Origin of the sequence: Enterobacter sp. Tr-810, assembly GCF_011752765.1 — a bacterium.
Taxonomy (GTDB): domain Bacteria; phylum Pseudomonadota; class Gammaproteobacteria; order Enterobacterales; family Enterobacteriaceae; genus Enterobacter; species Enterobacter soli.
In genome coordinates this window covers 106,370-125,492 of sequence record NZ_VWWW01000008.1, presented here as the reverse complement: position 1 = coordinate 125,492, position 19,123 = coordinate 106,370, and the positions used below count along the sequence as shown (strand labels likewise).

The following is a 19,123-nucleotide window of genomic DNA, read 5'->3' as shown; positions in this document are numbered from 1 at the left end:
GCATGAAATCAACGATCGTCTTTATTATCTAACCGGTCGTGCTGCTCGTCTTTACGCTGGTATTCACCATCAAACGTATTGCCCGGCCCGGTACTGAAACCACCACCCGGCATCCGGCTGAAGCTCAGGTGAGGCATTAACTTCATGGTCAGATGCTTTTGCACCGGCGGTAACAGCAGCAACAGCCCCAGGAAGTCGGTAAAGAACCCCGGCAGGATCAACAGCAGGCCGGCAATAATCAGCGACACGCTTTTGATCATCTCCGCGGCCGGGCTTTCACCTGCCGCCATCTTCTGCTGCATTAACAGGAAATTTTTGAAACCCTGATTACGCACCAGCGACATACCAATCACCGACGTGAAGATAACCAGGATCAACGTCAGCAGGACGCCAAGCACATGGGCGACCTGGATAAAAATCGAAATCTCAATGTAAACATAGAGAAAAAAAGCAATAAACGGTATCCAGCGCACTGGCATCTCCTGTGTGGCAGAGGCGTCTGGCCTCTGTCTGAATGTGTTCGCAACTCGCGTGTAGAAGAGATGGAGGCGGTTAGCCAAAATTCAATCAGTTTGCACGGATATTTTTTTTGGAAATATTAAAGCGGTGACTCATTTCACAGATTAATAATTATCATGTAATCGGCTCGATAATAAGTGATCCAGATTACGGCAATTCGCTATTATCAGCATATGATCTCGAGCATGTGGCCGATTGAGGGAATAATCGTCGGTCATAAAATATTCAAAACCACATAAATACTGTGTGTTTAGTACAATCCATCGGCAGCTTGAAAAGAAGGTTCACATGTTAAACAACATTCGTATCGAAGAAGATTTGTTGGGTACCAGGGAAGTTCCAGCGGATGCCTACTACGGTGTTCACACTCTGAGAGCGATTGAAAACTTCTACATCAGCAACAGCAAAATCAGCGACATCCCTGAGTTTGTGCGCGGCATGGTAATGGTGAAGAAAGCCGCAGCACTGGCAAACAAAGAGCTGCAAACCATTCCGAAAAGCGCTGCAAATGCGATTATCGCCGCGTGCGATGAAGTGCTGAACAACGGCAAATGCATGGATCAGTTCCCGGTTGACGTCTATCAGGGCGGCGCGGGTACCTCCGTCAACATGAATACCAACGAAGTGCTGGCAAACATCGGCCTGGAGCTGATGGGTCATCAGAAAGGTGAATACCAGTACCTCAACCCGAACGACCACGTGAATAAATGCCAGTCCACCAACGATGCCTACCCTACCGGTTTCCGCATCGCAGTGTACGCCTCCGTGGTGAAACTGGTCGACGCTATCAATCAGCTGGGTGATGGCTTCCAGCGTAAAGCCGTCGAGTTCCAGGACATCCTGAAAATGGGGCGCACCCAGTTGCAGGACGCGGTTCCAATGACCCTCGGTCAGGAATTCCACGCGTTTAACGTTCTGCTGAATGAAGAAACCAAAAACCTGCTGCGCACCTCTGAACTGCTGCTGGAAGTGAACCTGGGCGCAACCGCCATCGGTACACGTCTGAACACCCCGGACGGTTATCAGCAGTTGGCGGTGCAGAAACTGGCGGAAGTCTCTAACCTGCCGGTTGTCCCGGCTGAAGACCTGATTGAAGCCACCTCCGACTGCGGCGCATACGTGATGGTACACAGCGCGCTGAAACGTCTGGCGGTGAAACTGTCCAAAATCTGTAACGACCTGCGCCTGCTCTCTTCCGGTCCGCGCGCTGGCCTGAATGAAATCAACCTGCCAGAACTCCAGGCGGGTTCCTCTATCATGCCAGCCAAAGTCAACCCGGTGGTGCCAGAAGTGGTGAACCAGGTCTGCTTCAAAGTTATTGGTAACGACACTACCGTGACCATGGCCTCTGAAGCCGGTCAGTTACAGCTGAACGTGATGGAGCCAGTGATTGGCCAGGCGATGTTTGAATCCATCCACATCCTGACCAACGCGTGCTACAACCTGCTGGAGAAATGCATTAACGGTATCACCGCGAATAAAGAAGTGTGTGAAGGCTACGTGTACAACTCCATCGGTATCGTCACCTACCTCAACCCGTTCATCGGCCACCATAACGGCGACATCGTCGGGAAGATTTGTGCTGAAACCGGTAAGAGCGTGCGTGAAGTGGTGCTGGAGCGCGGTCTGTTGACTGAAGCGGAGCTGGACGACATTTTCTCGGCGCAAAACCTGATGCACCCGGCGTATAAAGCGAAACGTTATACCGATGAAAGCGAACAATAGCAGTTCAGGCTAAGCTTGCGAAAGGCACGTCACTTGTGACGTGCCTTTTTTCTTTTTAAGCGTTACCAATTACACAACAATTTAATATCAACTTGTTAATAAACAAGGAAGGCACTTATGTTTGGAGCAGAACTCGTTATCGTCTTGTTGGCGATTTATTTGGGAGCACGACTCGGGGGTATCGGCATCGGTTTTGCCGGTGGTCTTGGGGTGCTTGTTCTTACCCTTATCTTTCAGATCAAACCCGGCGCAATCCCTTTTGACGTTATCGAAATCATCATGGCTGTTATTGCCGCTATCGCTGCCATGCAGGTGGCGGGAGGCATGGACTACCTGGTGAGCCTGGCGGAGCGTATGCTGCGCCGCCATCCAAAATACATTACCTTCCTTGCCCCGCTGGTGACATGGTTTATGACCATTCTCGCCGGGACGGGCCACACGGCGTTCTCCACGCTGCCGGTCATTACCGAAGTGGCAAAAGAGCAAGGCATTCGCCCGTCTCGCCCGCTCTCCATCGCCGTGGTGGCGTCCCAGATAGCGATCACCGCTTCACCAATTTCCGCTGCCGTGGTCTTCTTTGCGGGTATCCTGGAGCCAATGGGCGTGAGCTACCTGACGCTGCTGGGGATCTGTATTCCGGTCACGCTGATTGCGGTGATGATCACCGCCGTGCTGTGTAACTTCCTCGGTACCGAGCTGAAAGACGATCCGGTTTACCAGGAGCGTCTGGCAAAAGGCGAAGTGAAACTGCGCGGCAGCCAGGTCTTCGAACTGAAACCGCACGCGAAACGCTCTGTGCTGCTGTTCCTGATCGGCATTGTGGCAGTGATGTTCTACGCCACCGCCATCAGCGATACCGTGGGGCTGATTCAAAACCCGGTTCTGCCACGTAACGAAGCCATTGTGGTGTTCATGCTGACCATCGCCACGCTGATTAGCATCACCTGTAAAATCGACACCGGCGAAGTGCTGAATGCCAGCACCTTTAAGTCTGGTATGAGCGCCTGCGTGTGCGTACTGGGTGTGGCCTGGCTTGGTGATACTTTCGTGAAAGCGCATATCGCGGATATCCAGACCGTTGCCGGTGACCTGCTGCATAACTACCCGTGGCTGCTGGCTGTGGTGCTGTTCTTCGCGGCCACGCTGCTGTACTCCCAGGCGGCAACCACTAAAGCACTGATGCCGGCGGCGCTGATGCTGGGCGTCACCCCGCTGACAGCGATTGCCTCTTTTGCGGCGGTGTCTGCGCTGTTCGTACTGCCGACTTATCCAACCCTGCTGGCGGCGGTTGAAATGGATGACACTGGCTCTACCCGTATCGGTAAGTATGTGTTTAACCACGCGTTCCTGATCCCGGGTGTGGTCGCGATTTCACTTTGCGTCATCCTCGGCTTTATCATCGGCGGCGTCGTGCTGTAAATCCTTTACGGTTGTAAAAATAGTTAAAATCGGGTCGCTCTGCGGCCCGATTCATTAATGAGCAGCGCCCTCGCATGGTATAGTGTTTTTTTTCGCGATAACGAGGTCGACCTGTGAATACACCAGACGCTGTTGTTGTGCTTTGTACCGCTCCCGATGAAGCTTCTGCCCAGGATCTTGCCGCCAAAGTGCTGGCAGAAAAACTGGCTGCCTGCGTCACCCTCCTTCCCGGTGCCACCTCCCTGTATTACTGGGAAGGCAAACTGGAACAGGAGTACGAAGTACAAATGCTGCTGAAAACCAACACGGCGAATCAGCAGGCGCTCCTCGATTGTCTCAAGTCTCATCATCCTTACCAAACCCCAGAACTGCTGGTACTCCCGGTGGTCCACGGCGATAACGATTATCTCTCATGGCTCAACGCGTCCTTACGCTGATCCTGCTGCTGTGCAGCACATCAGTTTTTGCCGGGTTATTCGATGCACCCGGCCGCTCTAACTTTATTCCCGCCGACCAGGCGTTCGTCTTCGATTTTCAGCAAAACCAGCACGACCTGAATCTGACCTGGCAGGTCAAAGACGGTTATTACCTCTATCGCAAGCAGGTCAGCATTACCCCTGCCCAGGCGAACGTTGGCCCGCTTCAGTTACCCAAAGGCGAGTGGCACGAAGACGAGTTCTACGGCAAAAGTGAAATCTATCGCCAGCGCCTGAGTGTGCCGGTGACGGTGAATCAGGCCGATAAAGGCGCCACGCTGACGGTCATTTATCAGGGCTGTGCGGATGCCGGTTTCTGCTATCCGCCGGAAACAAAAGTCGTGCCGCTGAGCGAAGTCAAAGTGGCCGCCGACATTTCCCCTCAACCTTCCGGGAAGAGCGTCGGGAGTGAATCGGGGTCGGCACTTCCGTTCTCCGCACTCTGGGCCTTGCTGATTGGTATCGGCATTGCCTTCACGCCGTGCGTGCTGCCGATGTACCCGCTGATTTCCGGCATTGTGCTGGGCGGTAAACAACGTCTGTCCACCGCCCGGGCGCTGCTGCTGGCCTTTATCTACGTGCAGGGAATGGCGCTCACTTACACTGCGCTCGGCCTTGTCGTCGCCGCCGCCGGGCTCCAGTTCCAGGCGGCGCTGCAACATCCGTATGTGCTTATCGGCTTGTCGGCTATCTTTACCCTGCTGGCGCTGTCGATGTTTGGCCTGTTTACGCTGCAACTACCGTCATCGCTACAAACACGCTTAACGCTGATGAGCAACCGTCAACAGGGCGGCTCCGCAGGCGGTGTGTTTGTGATGGGGGCGATTGCCGGGCTGATTTGTTCGCCTTGCACCACGGCACCACTAAGCGCCATCCTGCTGTACATCGCGCAAAGCGGCAATATGTGGCTGGGCGGCGGCACGCTCTATCTGTACGCACTCGGTATGGGTTTACCGCTGATCCTGGTGACGGTGTTCGGCAACCGCCTGCTGCCGAAGAGCGGCCCGTGGATGGAAACCGTAAAAACAGCATTTGGGTTCGTGATCCTGGCGCTGCCGGTGTTCCTGCTGGAACGCATCATCGGTGACATCTGGGGTCTGCGCCTGTGGGCAATACTGGGCGTGGCGTTCTTCGGCTGGGCGTTTATTACCAGCCTGGGCGCGAAAAAACCGTGGATGCGCCTGGTGCAAATCCTGTTGCTGGCCGCTGCACTGATAAGCGTACGCCCATTGCAGGACTGGGCGTTTGGCGCCCCCACCGCACAAACGCAGGCGCACCTGAACTTCACGCAGATTAAGAACGTTGATGAGCTGAACACGGCCCTGGCTCAGGCGAATGGCCGGCCCGTTATGCTTGATCTCTATGCCGACTGGTGTGTAGCCTGCAAAGAGTTCGAGAAATACACCTTTAGCGACCCGCAGGTGCAAAGTGCACTGAAAAAGACCGTGCTGCTTCAGGCGAATGTCACGGCGAACAACGCGCAGGATAAGGCGTTACTGAAACAGCTCAACGTGCTCGGCCTGCCCACCATCCTGTTTTTCAATAAACAGGGCGAGGAGCAGCCTGCGGCACGCGTGACCGGGTTTATGGATGCCGCGGCATTTAGCGCACATTTGCATGATCGCCAACCGTAAACGACACTTTAGACGGAACAAACCGTTGGGAAAAACGGAGGAGAACACCGTGCAACGCGAAGACGTACTGGGACAAGCCCTGCAATTGCTTGAGATTCAAGGGATAGCCAGCACCACGCTTGAGATGGTAGCCGACCGTATCGATTACCCTCTGGATGAACTGAAGCGTTTCTGGCCCGATAAAGAGGCGCTGCATTATGACGCCCTGCGCTACCTTAGCCAGCAGGTCGATATCTGGCGCCGCCAGCTCATGTTAAATGAAGAGCTGACGGCCGAGCAAAAACTGCTGGCGCGCTATACCGCACTGACCGAATGCGTGAGCAACAACCGTTACCCTGGCTGCCTGTTTATCGCCGCCTGTACGTTTTATCCCGATCCTGAACATCCGATTCACCAGTTGGCCAATCAGCAGAAACGGGCGGCGCATGACTTCACCCACGAACTGCTCACCACGCTTGAAGTGGACGACCCCGCCATGGTCGCCAGGCAGATGGAGCTGGTGCTGGAAGGGTGTCTGAGCCGAATGCTGGTGAACCGTAGCCAGGCTGACGTGGATACGGCGCACCGTCTGGCAGAAGATATTCTGCGTTTTGCGCAGTGCCGCTCAGGTGGTGCGTTAACCTAAGCCAGCATCCCGGCCCAGGCGGAAACCAACAGGCACACCGCCATCAGCCGCTGAAAACGCACCATCGCCACGGTGGTGCGAAAAATTCTGTTCACCGCTTTGCCAAGCCACGCCCAGCACAACAGACACGCAATCGAGATCATCAAAAACCACAACGCCATCAGGGCAATATCCCGCAGTGCGTTATCGCTTGCCGGGGCAAACAGGCTGACAACCGCCAGCGCCATCATCCAGGTTTTCGGGTTAACAACCTGCAATAGCGCCGCTGCCTGGGCGGTAAAGCGGTTAGGGCTTTTCGACGACAGATTCGCCGCTGGCGCGCTAAACAGCTGCCAGCTCATCCAGCTTAGCCACAGCACACCGGCCCAGCTCATTACCTGACGGATCAACGGATACTGACGCAACACCTCACCTGCACCCGCCCCTGAAATCAACACGATGGCACTCGCGGCAATACAGCCCCCCAGAATGGCGGGCACGGTATTTTTCACACCAAAATGCTGGCTGTTGGTCAGGACCAGAATATTGGTTGGCCCCGGCGTTATCGAGGCAACAAAAGCAAACAGCAGGAAGGGGATCAGACTCACAGGTGGCTCCTTTTTATAAGAGCCATGAATGTGACGCTATTTTCTGGAAACGTCTGGAAGGTTTGTGCACAACCGACGGTAATGGGCTGGCGAAATACGGTATGCCCGCTGGAACCAGCGCCCGAGGTGGCTTTGGTCGGCAAAGCCCAGAGCCGCGGCTACATCAACTGGCTGTTCTCCGCGCGCCAGGCACTGGCGTGCTTTTGCCAGCCGCAGCTGGATAAGCCAGGCGTGCGGAGCAAGGTGGAATTCGCGTTTAAAACAGCGCGTCAGGGTAAACCGGTCCGTCCCGGTTTCACGCGCAAGATCGGACAGCCCGATGTTATCGCCAATATGAGCATACAGGTAATCGCGTGCGCGATGGGCCACCGCCGCGCTCTGTAACTGCGAGGGCAATCTTTTACGCCAGTGGCAGTGCGAGGTAATTTGCGCCAGCAAACCGTCCATCGTGCTCTGCTGGACAATTTTCATCTCATCGCTGTGCAGCGCGGTAAACGTTTCGCCAATCGAACGCACCAGCTGCGGCTCTCGCGTCAGCGTTTGGGCAAAGTGCAGCGAATAACTACCCGGTACGGTGTCATAAAGTCCATGCAGCGTTTTCGTCAGCCACTGTTCATCCAGATAAAACGTCAGATAGGTAAAACCGCCTTCTACCGGCGCATCCCCGTCGTGGATCTCACCAGGCTCCAGTAAAAACGCATCCCCGGGATGGCTACGATGGCGCTCACGCCGACAGTGAAACTGCTGAGTACCGGCAAGGGTAATACCGACCAGGTAGCTATCGTGCCAGTGTGGATCAAACGCATGACCTTCAAAGTGCGCTTTAATCGTTTCAATGCCCGTGTCTGAATGCTGACGCAGCTCAAGCCAGTCGTTCGCCATACTGCCCTCCTCTTCTCATCAGCATTGTCATACTGCGCCAAACCTGTCTGGAAGATTTGTGCAATTTCGCCGCGCAAACCGACAGATTGCCGCAAAGTTAAGCAGTTGAACAGCTTTTCCAGAAATAGTGTTGACGACCGTGCGTGATTGCGGTTTAATGCGCCCCGTTGCCCGGATAGCTCAGTCGGTAGAGCAGGGGATTGAAAATCCCCGTGTCCTTGGTTCGATTCCGAGTCCGGGCACCACTATTTAAAGAACCCGCCCAAAAGGCGGGTTTTTGCTTTTGGAAATCCAACACTCCCCTGATTATTTGCATCAAAGATTGCCCACGCTTAACTTGCTATACTTCCCGCAGAGTCCACTCCCGTTGCAGGCCAACTCATGACCACTCAACGCCTTAGCTACGACTGGCGCATCCCAACCGCAGGGCTGATGTTGCTGGCAATCCTGGTGGCAGGTTTTACCCTGCATTCCCACTGGAATGCCTTTATTCAGTGGTGTCTCGCCACACAAATCACGCTGCATCGCTACCTTGTCATGTATCTGCTGCAACTCAATAACCACCAGTACAGCGGTGGGTTATGGCTGCTGACGGGCGCGTTTTTTTACGGCGTGCTGCACGCGATTGGCCCGGGGCACGGCAAATTTATTGTTACCACCTATCTCAGCACCAACAAAGAGAGCCAGTTAGCGGCCCGGGTAGTCCCCTTCCTCGGCAGCCTGATGCAGGGCGTTAGCGCGATCCTGTTTGTCTTTATTCTGGCCGTCGGATTTAACCTGGCGTCCGGCGATCTCAGCACCAGCCGCTGGTATGTGGAGAAAATCAGCGCGGTGCTGATTGGCGCATTCGGTGCCTTTGTCATTTACCAGGCGCTGAAAAGCCTGCGTCCGCGAAAACTGACCATCAATGCCATCAAGCCCCTGCACCAGCACGATGAACATTGTGGCTGCGGCCACCACGGTGTAGGCGCTGACCTGACTCAGGGCGACTGGAAAACGCGCCTGGGGGTGATTCTGGCGATTGGCGCGCGCCCGTGCAGCGGGGCGATCATGATTTTGATGTTCTCTAATGCGCTGGGGATTGTGACCTGGGGTATTGCAGCGGTGATGACCATGGCGCTGGGTACTGCGCTGTCGATCATGGGGCTGTCACTGGCGGTACGTTATGCCCGTGAGCGCACGGTCGCGTACTTTGGCGGGAATTCGTCCCTGAGCTGGCTGGTGCCGGTGGTCAAAATTGCCGGCGGGATTGTGCTGATCCTGTTTGCAACGGTTCTGTTCCTGACGGTTATCCCCATCAGCGCCAACGGCGATTACATCGCAGCGGGATGCTAACCCCATAAAGAAAAACCCGCCATCGGCGGGTTTTTTATCTTACTCGTTGATGCGTGGATGCTGATCCACCAGGCGCGAACGCTTCGCCTGCAATGCCTCAATCTCGGCATCGATATCTTCAATCTTCTGCTCGATATTATCGTGATGCTCGCGCAGGATCTCCTTCGCTTCCTGGAGGTCAGACGCCGCAGGCGTAGCCCCTTTCAGCGGCAGATTCGCCGTTTCCTTCATCGTTAAACCGGTAATCAGGCCGATAACCGCGATAACCATCAGGTAATAGGCCGGCATCATCAGGTTCTGCGTGCTTTCCACCAGCGAAGCAGCAATCGTTGGCGTCAGACCGGCAACCAGCACTGAAATGTTAAACGCGGCGGCCAGCGCACTGTAGCGGATATGCGTCGGGAACATGGCAGGCAACGTTGACGCCATCACCCCGATGAAGCAGTTGAGGATCACAGCCAGCATCAGCAGCCCGGCAAAAATCAGCCCCAGCACATCGCTGTTAATCAGGATAAAGGCCGGGATCGCCAGCAGTAACAGCGCAACGCTGCCCAGAATGATAAAAGGTCGACGGCCAAAACGGTCGCTCATGAGCCCCATGATCGGCTGAACAAACAGCATCCCCACCATGATGGCGATGATAATCAGCACACCGTGATCTTCCGAGTAGTGCAGGTTATGCGACAGATAGCTCGGCATGTAAGTCAGCAGCATGTAGTACGTCACGTTGGTGGAAATCACCATCCCGATACAGACCAGCAGGCTGCGCCAGTGTTTGGTCGCAATCTCTTTGAACGAGACTTTAGGACCTTCCTGGAGGCCTTCACGATCGCCCTGCTCCAGCTTTTCGACGTGCTGCTGGAACGCTGGCGTCTCTTCAAGAGCATGACGCAGATACAGACCGATAATCCCCAGCGGCAGCGCCAGGAAGAACGGAATACGCCAGCCCCAGTCCAGGAAGTTATCTTCGCCCACGACGGTCGAAATCAGAACGACGACGCCCGCCCCCATCACAAACCCGGCAATCGAGCCGAAATCCAGCCAGCTTCCCATAAAGCCACGTTTTCTGTCCGGAGAGTACTCTGCGACGAAGATCGACGCGCCGGTGTATTCACCGCCCACAGAGAAGCCCTGCGCCATCTTACAGAGCAGCAGCAAAATGGGTGCCCAGATGCCGATGGAGGCGTAAGACGGTATCAGGCCGATACAGAACGTACTGATCGACATAATCACAATGGTGATGGCGAGTATTTTCTGGCGACCGTATTTATCGCCGAGCATCCCGAAGAACAAACCGCCAAGCGGTCGGATCAGGAACGGCACGGAGAACGTACCCAGCGCGGCAATCATCTGCAAGCTGGGGTCGGCATCCGGGAAGAACACCTTACCTAACGCATAAGCGACAAAGCCATAGACACCGAAATCGAACCATTCCATCGCATTACCGAGCGAGGCGGCAGTGATCGCTTTACGCAGTTTCGCGTCATCAATAATGGTGACATCGCGAAGGGTGATGGGTTTTACTTTTTTCCTTTTAAGCATTGCTTTCCTCGTAGAGTTGGCCCTGTCCACACAACAGAAATTCCAGCAGTGTGTGGACCAGGTGAGCGCCTCTTGCGCATGTCCTCTTCAAGCGTAGCAGGTTTACTTACATTGACGTTTTACGCCTATACAACCGAACCTGTTGACGCCTGCCTGGGCAGTTAATGACCTCTTTACCCTACCAGCGTTTATATTTGTGATCAACTTCACACATATTTTCCCTGTTCGTCAGTTGCCTTCAGGATTTGTCAATTATCCCTCCCCTGTACCCTTTCAGATGACTCCAGAAAAATATCCTTGCGGGGGTTATTATTTTTCCCCTAACAAAAAACAATCCACATTTCTTCACACCAAATTTACAGATTCTTTAATTATCAACCAGCAATACTAATGTTTACACGAAATATGTGATTTGGATAACTAAAACATTGTTTTATTTTCATTGAATCATCATTCCGATGATCGCATCATAAATCCGAACACCACACTTTGAGTGCTTCCGTCGAACGTTAAGCGGAAGCAACTTATTTAAATTTATTGCATGGATAACGAATTAACGGCTGTCATAAACCATCAATTCGTTGAATTAATTGAATTATTTTTTCGCCTTTTTCGCCAACCACGCGGGGTGAGATGTGAGGGTTAAACATGAAAATTAAAGCCACGATTGAACGCATTCCTGGCGGTATGATGCTGGTCCCGCTGGTGCTTGGTGCGATCCTAAATACTCTGGCGCCGAATACCGGGGCTTATTTTGGTGGTTTCACGAAAGGAATGATCACCGGTACAGTTCCGATTCTGGCGGTATGGTTCTTTTGTATTGGCGCCTCTATTAATTTACGTGCAACAGGGACGGTTTTGCGTAAATCCGGGACGCTGGTTCTCACTAAAATCGCGGTAGCCTGGGTGGTCGCAATGGTCTGCGCCCTGTTTATTCCTGAGAATGGCGTACAGACCGGTTTCTTTGCCGGATTATCCGTTCTGGCTATTGTCTCGGCGATGGACATGACCAACGGCGGGTTATATGCCAGCCTGATGAACCAGTACGGCACAAAAGAAGAATCCGGCGCTTTCGTCCTGATGTCTCTGGAATCCGGCCCGCTCATGACTATGCTGATCCTCGGTTCCGCTGGCCTGGCGACGTTTGAACCGCATCACTTTGTCGGCGCTATCCTGCCATTCCTGATCGGTTTTGCGCTGGGCAATCTGGACCACGATCTGCGTGATTTCTTCAGCAAAGCGACGCCAGTGCTGATCCCGTTCTTTGGTTTTGCGCTCGGCAATACCATCAACCTGAACGTTATCCTTGATACTGGCCTGCTGGGCATTGTGCTGGGTGTGGCTGTCATCGTCATCACCGGGATCCCGCTGATTATTGCCGACCGGGTGATTGGGGGAGGAAACGGAACCGCAGGTGTTGCCGCCTCGTCAGCCGCGGGGGCAGCCGTTGCAAACCCGGTCATTATTGCCCAGATTAACCCCGCCTTTGAACCTGTTGCCGCCTCAGCGACTGCGCTGGTTGCAGCCAGCGTGATTGTGACGGCTATTCTGGTGCCGATCATTACCGCGCTGTACGCTAAACGCTTCGGGAGTGTAGAGGCTCAGAAAGTGGAACAAAAAGCGGTAGAGTTGCATCACTAATACGCCGTAGCGAACGATACCCTCTCCTTGTGTGGAGAGGGTACGTAACAAGACCGTCAGCCAAAAATCTCTTCTACCATGGCATCCACCAGCCGTTTCGCTGAACAGAGTCTCGGCATCCCTAAGGCGACAGTTTGCCAGTTCTGCGTCACCGACCAGCTCACCGGGTGTTTATCTGCCTGACACCAGTCACCTAGCCATCCCAGCATATCTTTGTGATCAACCAGCCCCGGAGAAGCAGGCGTCGTCAGCCATTGATGATAAAAATGCCGGGTCGCGGGGGAAGCATTAATGCCCTGTGCAAGATAGTTTGCCGCCATGCTGCGCAGGTTATCTTTGAGCATCTCCGCAACATCTTCATTTGCCAGGCGACATGCATCGCCAAACGGCCCCCAGCGCAATTCCTCCAGCACGATGTAGCACCGCCCGGCGAGTGACCAGCCGTCATAATTCCCGGCTCGCCAGCGGGTAAAAATCTGTTCGCTGTGCTCGCCCGCCTGCACCGTCAGGCCGCGTTGCGTTAACGCTTTTTCTTTATAGTTTGCGCGCTGCTGAAAATGAGATGAGAGTTCGTCGTATTGCTGCATCAGCGCCGGCGACTGCGGCGCACGTGGGTTAGTCTGCTGGCGCAGCGCGGTCAGTTTATCCGTCATTCGCGTCAACGCCAGGTGCCCCGGGTCGAGCATCCCCGCCAGCTTCTCGGCCAGGCCCAGACGCAATGCCGCATTTTCGTTGAGCATTCCCGCCATCGCCCATGGCCGCAGCCGGGTGTGCGTCATGATCTCCTGAGTCAAACGCTCACGAAATTGCAGCTGTTGCGGCCCCAAAGGGGCATGACGCACCGCGTCCACCCCCTGAACCAGATCGACCATAAATTTAGGATGAATACACTCCAGCGTCCGCCCGGGACCGTCCAGTAGTTGTGTTGTCATGGTTGCTCTGCCGCGAATAGAGTTTGAATATCATCGCGTAACAGTCGGGTATCTTCCTGAATCCACGTCGCAGTAGTGATGCTTTGCTTCAGCAGCTGACTGAGCGCTCGAGTCGAATGCTCATTTTGCTGACGCACTGCGAGGCTATCACGCAAGCTTTCCTGTAACCCGGTCAGGCATAACGAAAATTCTGCAAAGAACGTTGCCATACCCGCCGTAACAGAGACATCGACCTGCGCGGCCAAAGCTTTACGGATTTGTTCACAAAACTGATCAATATGTTGCTTAAATTTGTCATGAAGCTGCCCAACATCGATAACATATCGGGTGCGCGTCTCGACGTAATCTTCCCAGCCCCAACCCGGATTGTTCAGCCAGCGGGAAACCGTTTCACGCACGCTCCCCGCGGCTGATGGCTGTCCCGCAGGGCGATTATCCATCGCGATCGCATCATTAAACAGCGCGCGGGTATTGAAATTCAGCTGGTTTGCCTGAAACGCCGGGAAGCTGATCCGTGCGCGGAACCCGGCGTGGCTCAGCTGTTCTTTAATACGCGTTTCGATAGGACGCATCGCCTCATTGAGCGAGCGTGCCAGCGTGGACTCCAGCTGATCAAAGCGCAGCGCCAGCTCCCGGCTGATTTTACTCTGCGCATCCAGCATAATCAGTTCGCAGGAAGAGCGGATTTTACTCAGGACAATCTGGGCCTGGCCTTCATCTTCCAGCACCAGCTGTTGCAGCCCTTCCTCGGCTTTGTGGCGTAAATCGCGCGAATCAATCCCCGCCAAATCAAGAATATTGCCGTTGCTGAAGACATGCTCAATCGACGTTTGCAGCCAGAGTTTTTGCTGAGCAATAGAGTAGTCGGTAGCGCACAGCGCCTGGCCGACCTCATGTTGTACTTCATCGCTGACCACATTCTGCCGGGTCTGTAGCAGTGCCATATCCTCTTCGAGGCGCGCAATGTTCAGCTCCAGCGCCTCAAAAGCCACCGTCAACCCCTGATAACGAAACTCGAGGTACTCCCTGGCGTTTTGCGCATAGTTCAACAGCTTATGGGAGGCCGAACGCAGGGCAAAGAGTGACGCGTTAGCATAGGCGGCATAAATCAGCTTACGAATAGGCTGCTCAAACAGCGAGTCTTCCCACAGCAGATCCGCCGCATGGCGAATATGTTCGGCATTGTCCAAATCAGCCGTACGCCAGCGCCGCCCCAGCGCCGCTTCGGCAAAATCCTGCACCCAACGCTGCTCCTGATGATTCGGCAGGCAGCCGTTTGCTGTCATCTCAAAACGCGCGCGGTTTGCAAGGTAGGCCCACATTGAAGAAACCGGGTAAATCTGCCCCGGTGAGATATTCCCTTTCATCAACGTGCCGGAAATCATCGCCCTGACTTGTTCTTCGTCGTCGCTGTTGCGGTCTTTCTGATCAAACTTATTGACCAGGGCGTACAACGGCACCGATTTTCCAACCGCGGAAATCGCCTGGCGAACCTCGTGATCGGAAATCGATTTAAGCTGGGTGTAATCCATCACCGCCAGCACCGCCGACGCGCGCGCCAGTTGCTCACTGAGCATTTTTTGCAGATGGGGCTGCCCGGCCTCATTCGGCCCCGGGGTATCCAGCAGGGTCAATTGCCCCAGATGGGGATCCATACCGGCAAGATGCACAAACTCCACTTCAATCACCGGAATATGTTCAATGGAGGCATATTCGGTAAACGGGAAATCAACGCCCAGCGCCTGCGATAACCTCACCAGGTCGTTCAGGTTTTTCAGGCAATGAAATATAGGTTGTGCACCCAGATGGTGTTTTTCAAACGCTTCGCCTTTTTCGATACGCTCCAGGAGCGCATTCATATCTTTATCAATTTCAAGACGACGCGTCAGTTTGCCGCGATCGGAGTTACACAGCTTTTGCTGAAGCTGCTGGATCAAGGCATCAATAGGCGCAACATGGCTGAAATGCAGCACAGGCTCTTTCTGGCCAGGGGTATGGCGAATCAGCGTGGGCAGTGCCGTCATCGGGCGATTGCGGTTCGGTAAGACCTCCGTGCCCACAATCGCATTAATGGTTGTCGACTTACCCGCTTTCATGGTTCCAACAATTGCCAATACCATTTCAAGACGGGTTATTTTCCGTAATTCATTATTCAGCATCGCCTGCTGAGCGTCGACGCCACGCGCGCTGAAATGCAAAGGCAAAACGTTGTTATTTCCACCAGATATAGCGGCAGTCGCACTATCCAGCATTGCTACTGGCATTGATTTCAACGTATCAAGATTCTGCAAAGCAAGCTGGAGCAAGCGCTCCGCTTCCTGGCTTAATTCAAAAATGGTCTGTGTGTGCATGATAAAAGCCTTTCCTTAACGCAAATTTATTACTTTTATTAAGCCACTTCGTTTTAATTATGCTGTTTCGGCTTATATGATCACGTGTGGAAAACATGGTCATTTAAATATAACTGATTGATGATAATCAGAATTATATTCTTATCATTGTATTGCGTGTAAAACTCCCCTCTTGGTCAGATAACCAAAAGATAAAAAGCGTAGTGCATTTTTAGGAAATTTCAGGATATATCCTCATTATTTACCCACCTAAAAAGAGAGGTAATTCACCGCCGCCATTTGCTGCATGGCGGTAGAGACTGTGGATAAATAACAAGTTACTGCTTAACCTTATCCGAAATGAAGGTGCGTAGCAATTTGATGTAATCAAATAATCGATATATTTAACATCAACGTTTTCCACGGTCTTAATGCAGTAAGAATCGCTTATCTGACTGACAGGAAGTGTCATTCCCGACAGAAATTTTGCATTTTTTTTATTATGGAATATCACCGACAAGATTGTGGATTTGCGCTATACTTGCCGCCTTTTTCGGCATCATGCCGTCATTTAGCTGGCACTTTCCAGCCCGTTAAGCACTTTTTTGAGGATCCCGACATGCAACTCCCACACTGCCCGAAATGCAATTCTGAATACACTTACGAAGATAATGGCATGTTCATCTGCCCGGAATGCGCCCATGAATGGAACAATGCAGAACCTTCACAGGATAGCGATACGCTGATCGTTAAAGATGCTAACGGTAATCTGCTGGCCGATGGCGACAGTGTTACCGTCGTTAAAGATCTGAAAGTGAAAGGCAGCTCTTCAATGCTGAAGATTGGCACCAAAGTGAAGAATATCCGCCTGGTTGAAGGCGACCATAATATTGACTGCAAAATTGATGGTTTTGGCCCAATGAAGCTGAAATCTGAATTCGTGAAAAAGAACTGATTTACCTGCCCGGTGGCGCTTCGCTTACCGGGCCTACTGAAACTACACTTATTGGGCTTCTCTTACCTGAGGTAAAGAATATGCCATTAAGTCCCTACATCTCTTTCGCCGGCAACTGTGCAGAGGCAAGCGCCTTCTACCAGCAGGCCGTCGGCGCAGACGTTCTCTACAAAATCACCTTCGGCGAAATGCCAAAAGACGAAAACAGTGAAGAAGGCTGTCCGTCAGGGATGAAATTCCCGGATTCCGCAATCGCTCACTCGAATGTCCGCATCGCGGGCAGCGATATCATGATGAGCGACGGGCTACCGCCTGGCAGTAAGGCGCAGTACGCCGGCTTTACCCTTGTCCTCGACACCCAGGACGTGGCGGAAGGCAAACGCTGGTTCGATAATCTGGCCGCCGGCGGCAACGTTGAAATGGCCTGGCAGGAAACCTTCTGGGCGCACGGTTTCGGTAAAGTCACCGACAAATACGGTGTGCCATGGATGATTAACGTCATCAAACAACAGTAAACCTGTGGCGGTGGGCAGTCTGCCTCCGCCTGTCATCAAATTCCGCTCAACTCTTCAACTTCCCGCAACCTGCACTTAACCCAAATGTCACATTGATACGCCAGCATGAGGCCACATTTATTCTGAGGCCTGTGCACATGCAAACTGTCATCCGCGTCGAGAAACTGAGCAAGACCTTTCATCACAATAAGGCTCTTCATGCCGTTGATCTGACCGTCCAGCAGGGCGAAATGGTGGCACTGCTGGGCCCATCCGGTTCAGGTAAATCCACCCTTCTGCGTCACCTGAGCGGCCTTATTACCTGCGATAAAACCCCTGAAAGCCACGTCGAACTGCTGGGTAACACCGTGCAGCGCGCGGGCCGTCTGGCGCGTGATATTCGCAAAAGCCGGGCGCAAACAGGCTACATCTTCCAGCAGTTCAACCTGGTGAATCGCCTGACGGTGCTGGAGAACGTCCTGATTGGCGCACTCGGCAGCACCCCGTTCTGGCGTACCTGTCTGCGCTGGTTTTCCCCTTCACAGAAACAGCAGGCGTTGCAGGCGCTGACCCGCGTCGGTATGGCCCATTTCGCCCACCAGCGCGTGTCCACCCTGTCCGGTGGCCAGCAGCAGCGCGTGGCGATTGCCCGTGCGCTGATGCAAAAAGCCAAAGTGATCCTGGCCGATGAGCCAATTGCCTCGCTCGACCCGGAATCCGCTCGCATCGTGATGGAAACCCTGCGTGACATTAACCAGAACGACGGCATCACCGTGGTGGTGACGCTGCATCAGGTGGATTACGCCCTGCGCTACTGCGAACGCATCGTCGCGCTGCGTCAGGGGCATGTGTTCTTTGATGGCGCAAGTCATCAGTTTGATAACGACCGTTTCGACCATCTCTACCGCAGCATTAATCGCGTCGATGAGAACGCGCAGGCTGCATAACCCAATCCGATCCGAGGAAAGTACATGAGCTACAAAGCCGTTGCCGCGCTGGCCTTCACCAGCATGTTCAGCATCAGCACCCTGTTAAGCCCTGCGTACGCGGAAGAACAGGAAAAAGCACTGAACTTCGGCATTATTTCGACGGAATCACAGCAGAATCTCAAACCTCAGTGGGAACCGTTCCTGAAAGATATGGAAACCAAACTGGGGATCAAAGTGAACGCCTTCTTCGCCCCGGATTACGCGGGCATCATCCAGGGGATGCGCTTTAACAAAGTGGACATCGCCTGGTACGGCAACCTCTCTGCGATGGAAGCGGTCGATCGCGCGAACGGCCAGGTGTTTGCCCAGACCGTTGCGGCAGATGGCTCCCCGGGTTACTGGAGCGTGCTGATCGTCAATAAAGACAGCCCAATCAATAACCTCAACGACATGCTCGCCAAACGCAAAGATCTGACGTTTGGTAACGGCGACCCGAACTCTACCTCTGGCTTCCTGGTTCCTGGCTATTACGTCTTCGCCAAGAACAATGCGTCTGCCAGCGACTTTAAGCGCACCGTCAATGCCAGCCACGAAACCAACGCGCTGGCTGTGGCGAACAAGCAGGTGGATGTTGCCACCAACAACACCGAAAACCTCGACAAGCTGAAGACCTCCGCGCCGGACAAGCTGAAAGAGCTGAAGGTTATCTGGAAGTCCCCGCTGATCCCGGGCGACCCCATCGTGTGGCGTAAAAACCTCTCCGAAAGCACCAAGGACAAGGTGTACGACTTCTTCATGAACTACGGCAAAACGCCGGAAGAGAAAACCGTGCTGGAACGTCTGGGCTGGGCGCCGTTCCGCGCCTCAAGCGACCTGCAACTGGTACCGATTCGCCAGCTGGCACTGTTTAAAGAGATGCAGGGCGTGAAGGACAACAAAGGTCTGAAGGACGAAGAGAAGACCAGCAAAGTGTCTGAAATTCAGGCCAAGCTGGAAGACCTGGACCGCCTGACTGCGGCGCTGAGCGCGATGACCAGCGTGAATAAAGTGGTTCAGTAACGCTTTTCTACCCCTCACCCTAACCCTCTCCCCATAGGG

At 53.7% G+C, this 19,123-nt stretch carries 17 protein-coding genes and 1 tRNA gene; 12 read left to right on the top strand and 6 right to left on the bottom strand.

Translation table 11 applies throughout. The features are described 5' to 3' along the window. Window positions 1-8 precede the first annotated feature (8 nt). Window positions 9-473 carry an FxsA family protein gene (locus tag F3J30_RS19810; protein ID WP_014068587.1) on the bottom strand — a complete coding sequence of 155 codons (465 nt, stop codon included), beginning with the start codon at window positions 471-473 and terminating at the stop codon, window positions 9-11. A gap of 334 nt (window positions 474-807) precedes the next feature. On the opposite strand from F3J30_RS19810, the gene aspA reads away from it, so the two are divergent. The 5 genes from aspA to F3J30_RS19785 all read left to right on the top strand — a co-directional run bounded on the left by aspA (window position 808) and on the right by F3J30_RS19785 (window position 6,398). Beyond that, window positions 808-2,244 (top strand): aspartate ammonia-lyase, encoded by a 1,437-nt coding sequence (aspA, locus tag F3J30_RS19805; RefSeq protein ID WP_003855923.1) that lies wholly within the window; start codon window positions 808-810, stop codon window positions 2,242-2,244. A 117-nt stretch (window positions 2,245-2,361) separates the two neighbouring features. Continuing rightward, a complete protein-coding gene (locus tag F3J30_RS19800) occupies window positions 2,362-3,663 on the top strand; it encodes an anaerobic C4-dicarboxylate transporter (RefSeq protein WP_014068586.1) in 1,302 nt (433 codons plus the stop codon). Window positions 3,664-3,776: 113 nt separating this feature from the next. Beyond that, window positions 3,777-4,100 carry a divalent cation tolerance protein CutA gene (gene cutA / locus F3J30_RS19795; protein ID WP_166718304.1) on the top strand — a complete coding sequence of 108 codons (324 nt, stop codon included), beginning with the start codon at window positions 3,777-3,779 and terminating at the stop codon, window positions 4,098-4,100. Then, complete coding sequence (locus F3J30_RS19790; protein ID WP_166718303.1) at window positions 4,076-5,773, top strand: protein-disulfide reductase DsbD; 1,698 nt, start codon at window positions 4,076-4,078, stop codon at window positions 5,771-5,773. The genes cutA and F3J30_RS19790 overlap by 25 nt, the downstream gene beginning before the upstream one ends. A gap of 49 nt (window positions 5,774-5,822) precedes the next feature. Beyond that, window positions 5,823-6,398 carry a transcriptional regulator gene (locus F3J30_RS19785; protein WP_014068583.1) on the top strand — a complete coding sequence of 192 codons (576 nt, stop codon included), beginning with the start codon at window positions 5,823-5,825 and terminating at the stop codon, window positions 6,396-6,398. Here F3J30_RS19785 and F3J30_RS19780 read toward each other — a convergent pair. Next, window positions 6,395-6,985: a LysE family translocator gene (locus F3J30_RS19780; RefSeq protein WP_166718302.1), complete on the bottom strand. Its 591-nt coding sequence runs from the start codon at window positions 6,983-6,985 to the stop codon at window positions 6,395-6,397. The two genes, F3J30_RS19785 and F3J30_RS19780, sit on opposite strands and share 4 nt — an antisense overlap. 36 nt (window positions 6,986-7,021) lie before the next feature. Next, window positions 7,022-7,867 (bottom strand): AraC family transcriptional regulator, encoded by an 846-nt coding sequence (locus F3J30_RS19775; RefSeq protein WP_166718301.1) that lies wholly within the window; start codon window positions 7,865-7,867, stop codon window positions 7,022-7,024. Between the two features lie 169 nt (window positions 7,868-8,036). Here F3J30_RS19775 and F3J30_RS19770 point away from each other — a divergent pair. Both F3J30_RS19770 and F3J30_RS19765 read left to right on the top strand, forming a co-directional pair. Continuing rightward, window positions 8,037-8,112, top strand: a tRNA-Phe gene (locus F3J30_RS19770). Window positions 8,113-8,248: 136 nt separating this feature from the next. Continuing rightward, on the top strand, window positions 8,249-9,202 hold the full coding sequence (locus F3J30_RS19765; RefSeq protein WP_014068580.1) for a nickel/cobalt transporter: 954 nt from the start codon (window positions 8,249-8,251) through the stop codon (window positions 9,200-9,202). A gap of 39 nt (window positions 9,203-9,241) precedes the next feature. Here F3J30_RS19765 and proP read toward each other — a convergent pair whose 3' ends face one another. Next, window positions 9,242-10,744 carry a glycine betaine/L-proline transporter ProP gene (gene proP / locus F3J30_RS19760; RefSeq protein ID WP_166718300.1) on the bottom strand — a complete coding sequence of 501 codons (1,503 nt, stop codon included), beginning with the start codon at window positions 10,742-10,744 and terminating at the stop codon, window positions 9,242-9,244. Window positions 10,745-11,392: 648 nt separating this feature from the next. Between proP and kdgT the strand changes: the two genes are divergently transcribed. After that, entirely contained in the window at window positions 11,393-12,385 is a 993-nt protein-coding gene (kdgT, locus tag F3J30_RS19755) for a 2-keto-3-deoxygluconate transporter (protein WP_014068578.1), read from the top strand. A gap of 56 nt (window positions 12,386-12,441) precedes the next feature. Here the strand turns inward: kdgT and F3J30_RS19750 are convergent, their stop codons facing one another. Together F3J30_RS19750 and crfC are read right to left on the bottom strand one after the other, a co-directional pair. Continuing rightward, window positions 12,442-13,317 carry a diguanylate cyclase regulator RdcB family protein gene (locus F3J30_RS19750; RefSeq protein WP_166718299.1) on the bottom strand — a complete coding sequence of 292 codons (876 nt, stop codon included), beginning with the start codon at window positions 13,315-13,317 and terminating at the stop codon, window positions 12,442-12,444. Beyond that, complete coding sequence (crfC, locus tag F3J30_RS19745; RefSeq protein ID WP_166718298.1) at window positions 13,314-15,668, bottom strand: clamp-binding protein CrfC; 2,355 nt, start codon at window positions 15,666-15,668, stop codon at window positions 13,314-13,316. The genes F3J30_RS19750 and crfC overlap by 4 nt, the downstream gene beginning before the upstream one ends. A gap of 598 nt (window positions 15,669-16,266) precedes the next feature. Between crfC and F3J30_RS19740 the strand changes: the two genes are divergently transcribed. The 4 genes from F3J30_RS19740 to phnD all read left to right on the top strand — a co-directional run bounded on the left by F3J30_RS19740 (window position 16,267) and on the right by phnD (window position 19,084). Beyond that, window positions 16,267-16,602, top strand: coding sequence for a zinc ribbon domain-containing protein YjdM (locus F3J30_RS19740; protein WP_166718297.1), 336 nt, complete (start codon window positions 16,267-16,269; stop codon window positions 16,600-16,602). 80 nt (window positions 16,603-16,682) lie between these two features. Next, entirely contained in the window at window positions 16,683-17,117 is a 435-nt protein-coding gene (yjdN, locus tag F3J30_RS19735) for a VOC family metalloprotein YjdN (protein ID WP_014068574.1), read from the top strand. Between the two features lie 137 nt (window positions 17,118-17,254). Then, window positions 17,255-18,043, top strand: coding sequence for a phosphonate ABC transporter ATP-binding protein (gene phnC / locus F3J30_RS19730; protein WP_014068573.1), 789 nt, complete (start codon window positions 17,255-17,257; stop codon window positions 18,041-18,043). 24 nt (window positions 18,044-18,067) lie between these two features. Further along, on the top strand, window positions 18,068-19,084 hold the full coding sequence (gene phnD / locus F3J30_RS19725; RefSeq protein ID WP_166718296.1) for a phosphonate ABC transporter substrate-binding protein: 1,017 nt from the start codon (window positions 18,068-18,070) through the stop codon (window positions 19,082-19,084). The last annotated feature ends 39 nt before the right edge of the window (window positions 19,085-19,123 follow it).

Bases quoted from the DNA above. Each gene is read 5' to 3' on its own strand.
- phnD (WP_166718296.1), top strand. From the start codon at position 18,068: ATGAGCTACAAAGCCGTTGCCGCGCTGGCCTTCACCAGCATGTTCAGC.
- kdgT (WP_014068578.1), top strand. From the start codon at position 11,393: ATGAAAATTAAAGCCACGATTGAACGCATTCCTGGCGGTATGATGCTG.
- F3J30_RS19750 (WP_166718299.1), bottom strand. From the start codon at position 13,317: ATGACAACACAACTACTGGACGGTCCCGGGCGGACGCTGGAGTGTATT.
- crfC (WP_166718298.1), bottom strand. From the start codon at position 15,668: ATGCACACACAGACCATTTTTGAATTAAGCCAGGAAGCGGAGCGCTTG.
- F3J30_RS19775 (WP_166718301.1), bottom strand. From the start codon at position 7,867: ATGGCGAACGACTGGCTTGAGCTGCGTCAGCATTCAGACACGGGCATT.
- F3J30_RS19790 (WP_166718303.1), top strand. From the start codon at position 4,076: ATGGCTCAACGCGTCCTTACGCTGATCCTGCTGCTGTGCAGCACATCA.
- yjdN (WP_014068574.1), top strand. From the start codon at position 16,683: ATGCCATTAAGTCCCTACATCTCTTTCGCCGGCAACTGTGCAGAGGCA.
- F3J30_RS19800 (WP_014068586.1), top strand. From the start codon at position 2,362: ATGTTTGGAGCAGAACTCGTTATCGTCTTGTTGGCGATTTATTTGGGA.
- F3J30_RS19765 (WP_014068580.1), top strand. From the start codon at position 8,249: ATGACCACTCAACGCCTTAGCTACGACTGGCGCATCCCAACCGCAGGG.
- proP (WP_166718300.1), bottom strand. From the start codon at position 10,744: ATGCTTAAAAGGAAAAAAGTAAAACCCATCACCCTTCGCGATGTCACC.
- aspA (WP_003855923.1), top strand. From the start codon at position 808: ATGTTAAACAACATTCGTATCGAAGAAGATTTGTTGGGTACCAGGGAA.
- F3J30_RS19740 (WP_166718297.1), top strand. From the start codon at position 16,267: ATGCAACTCCCACACTGCCCGAAATGCAATTCTGAATACACTTACGAA.
- phnC (WP_014068573.1), top strand. From the start codon at position 17,255: ATGCAAACTGTCATCCGCGTCGAGAAACTGAGCAAGACCTTTCATCAC.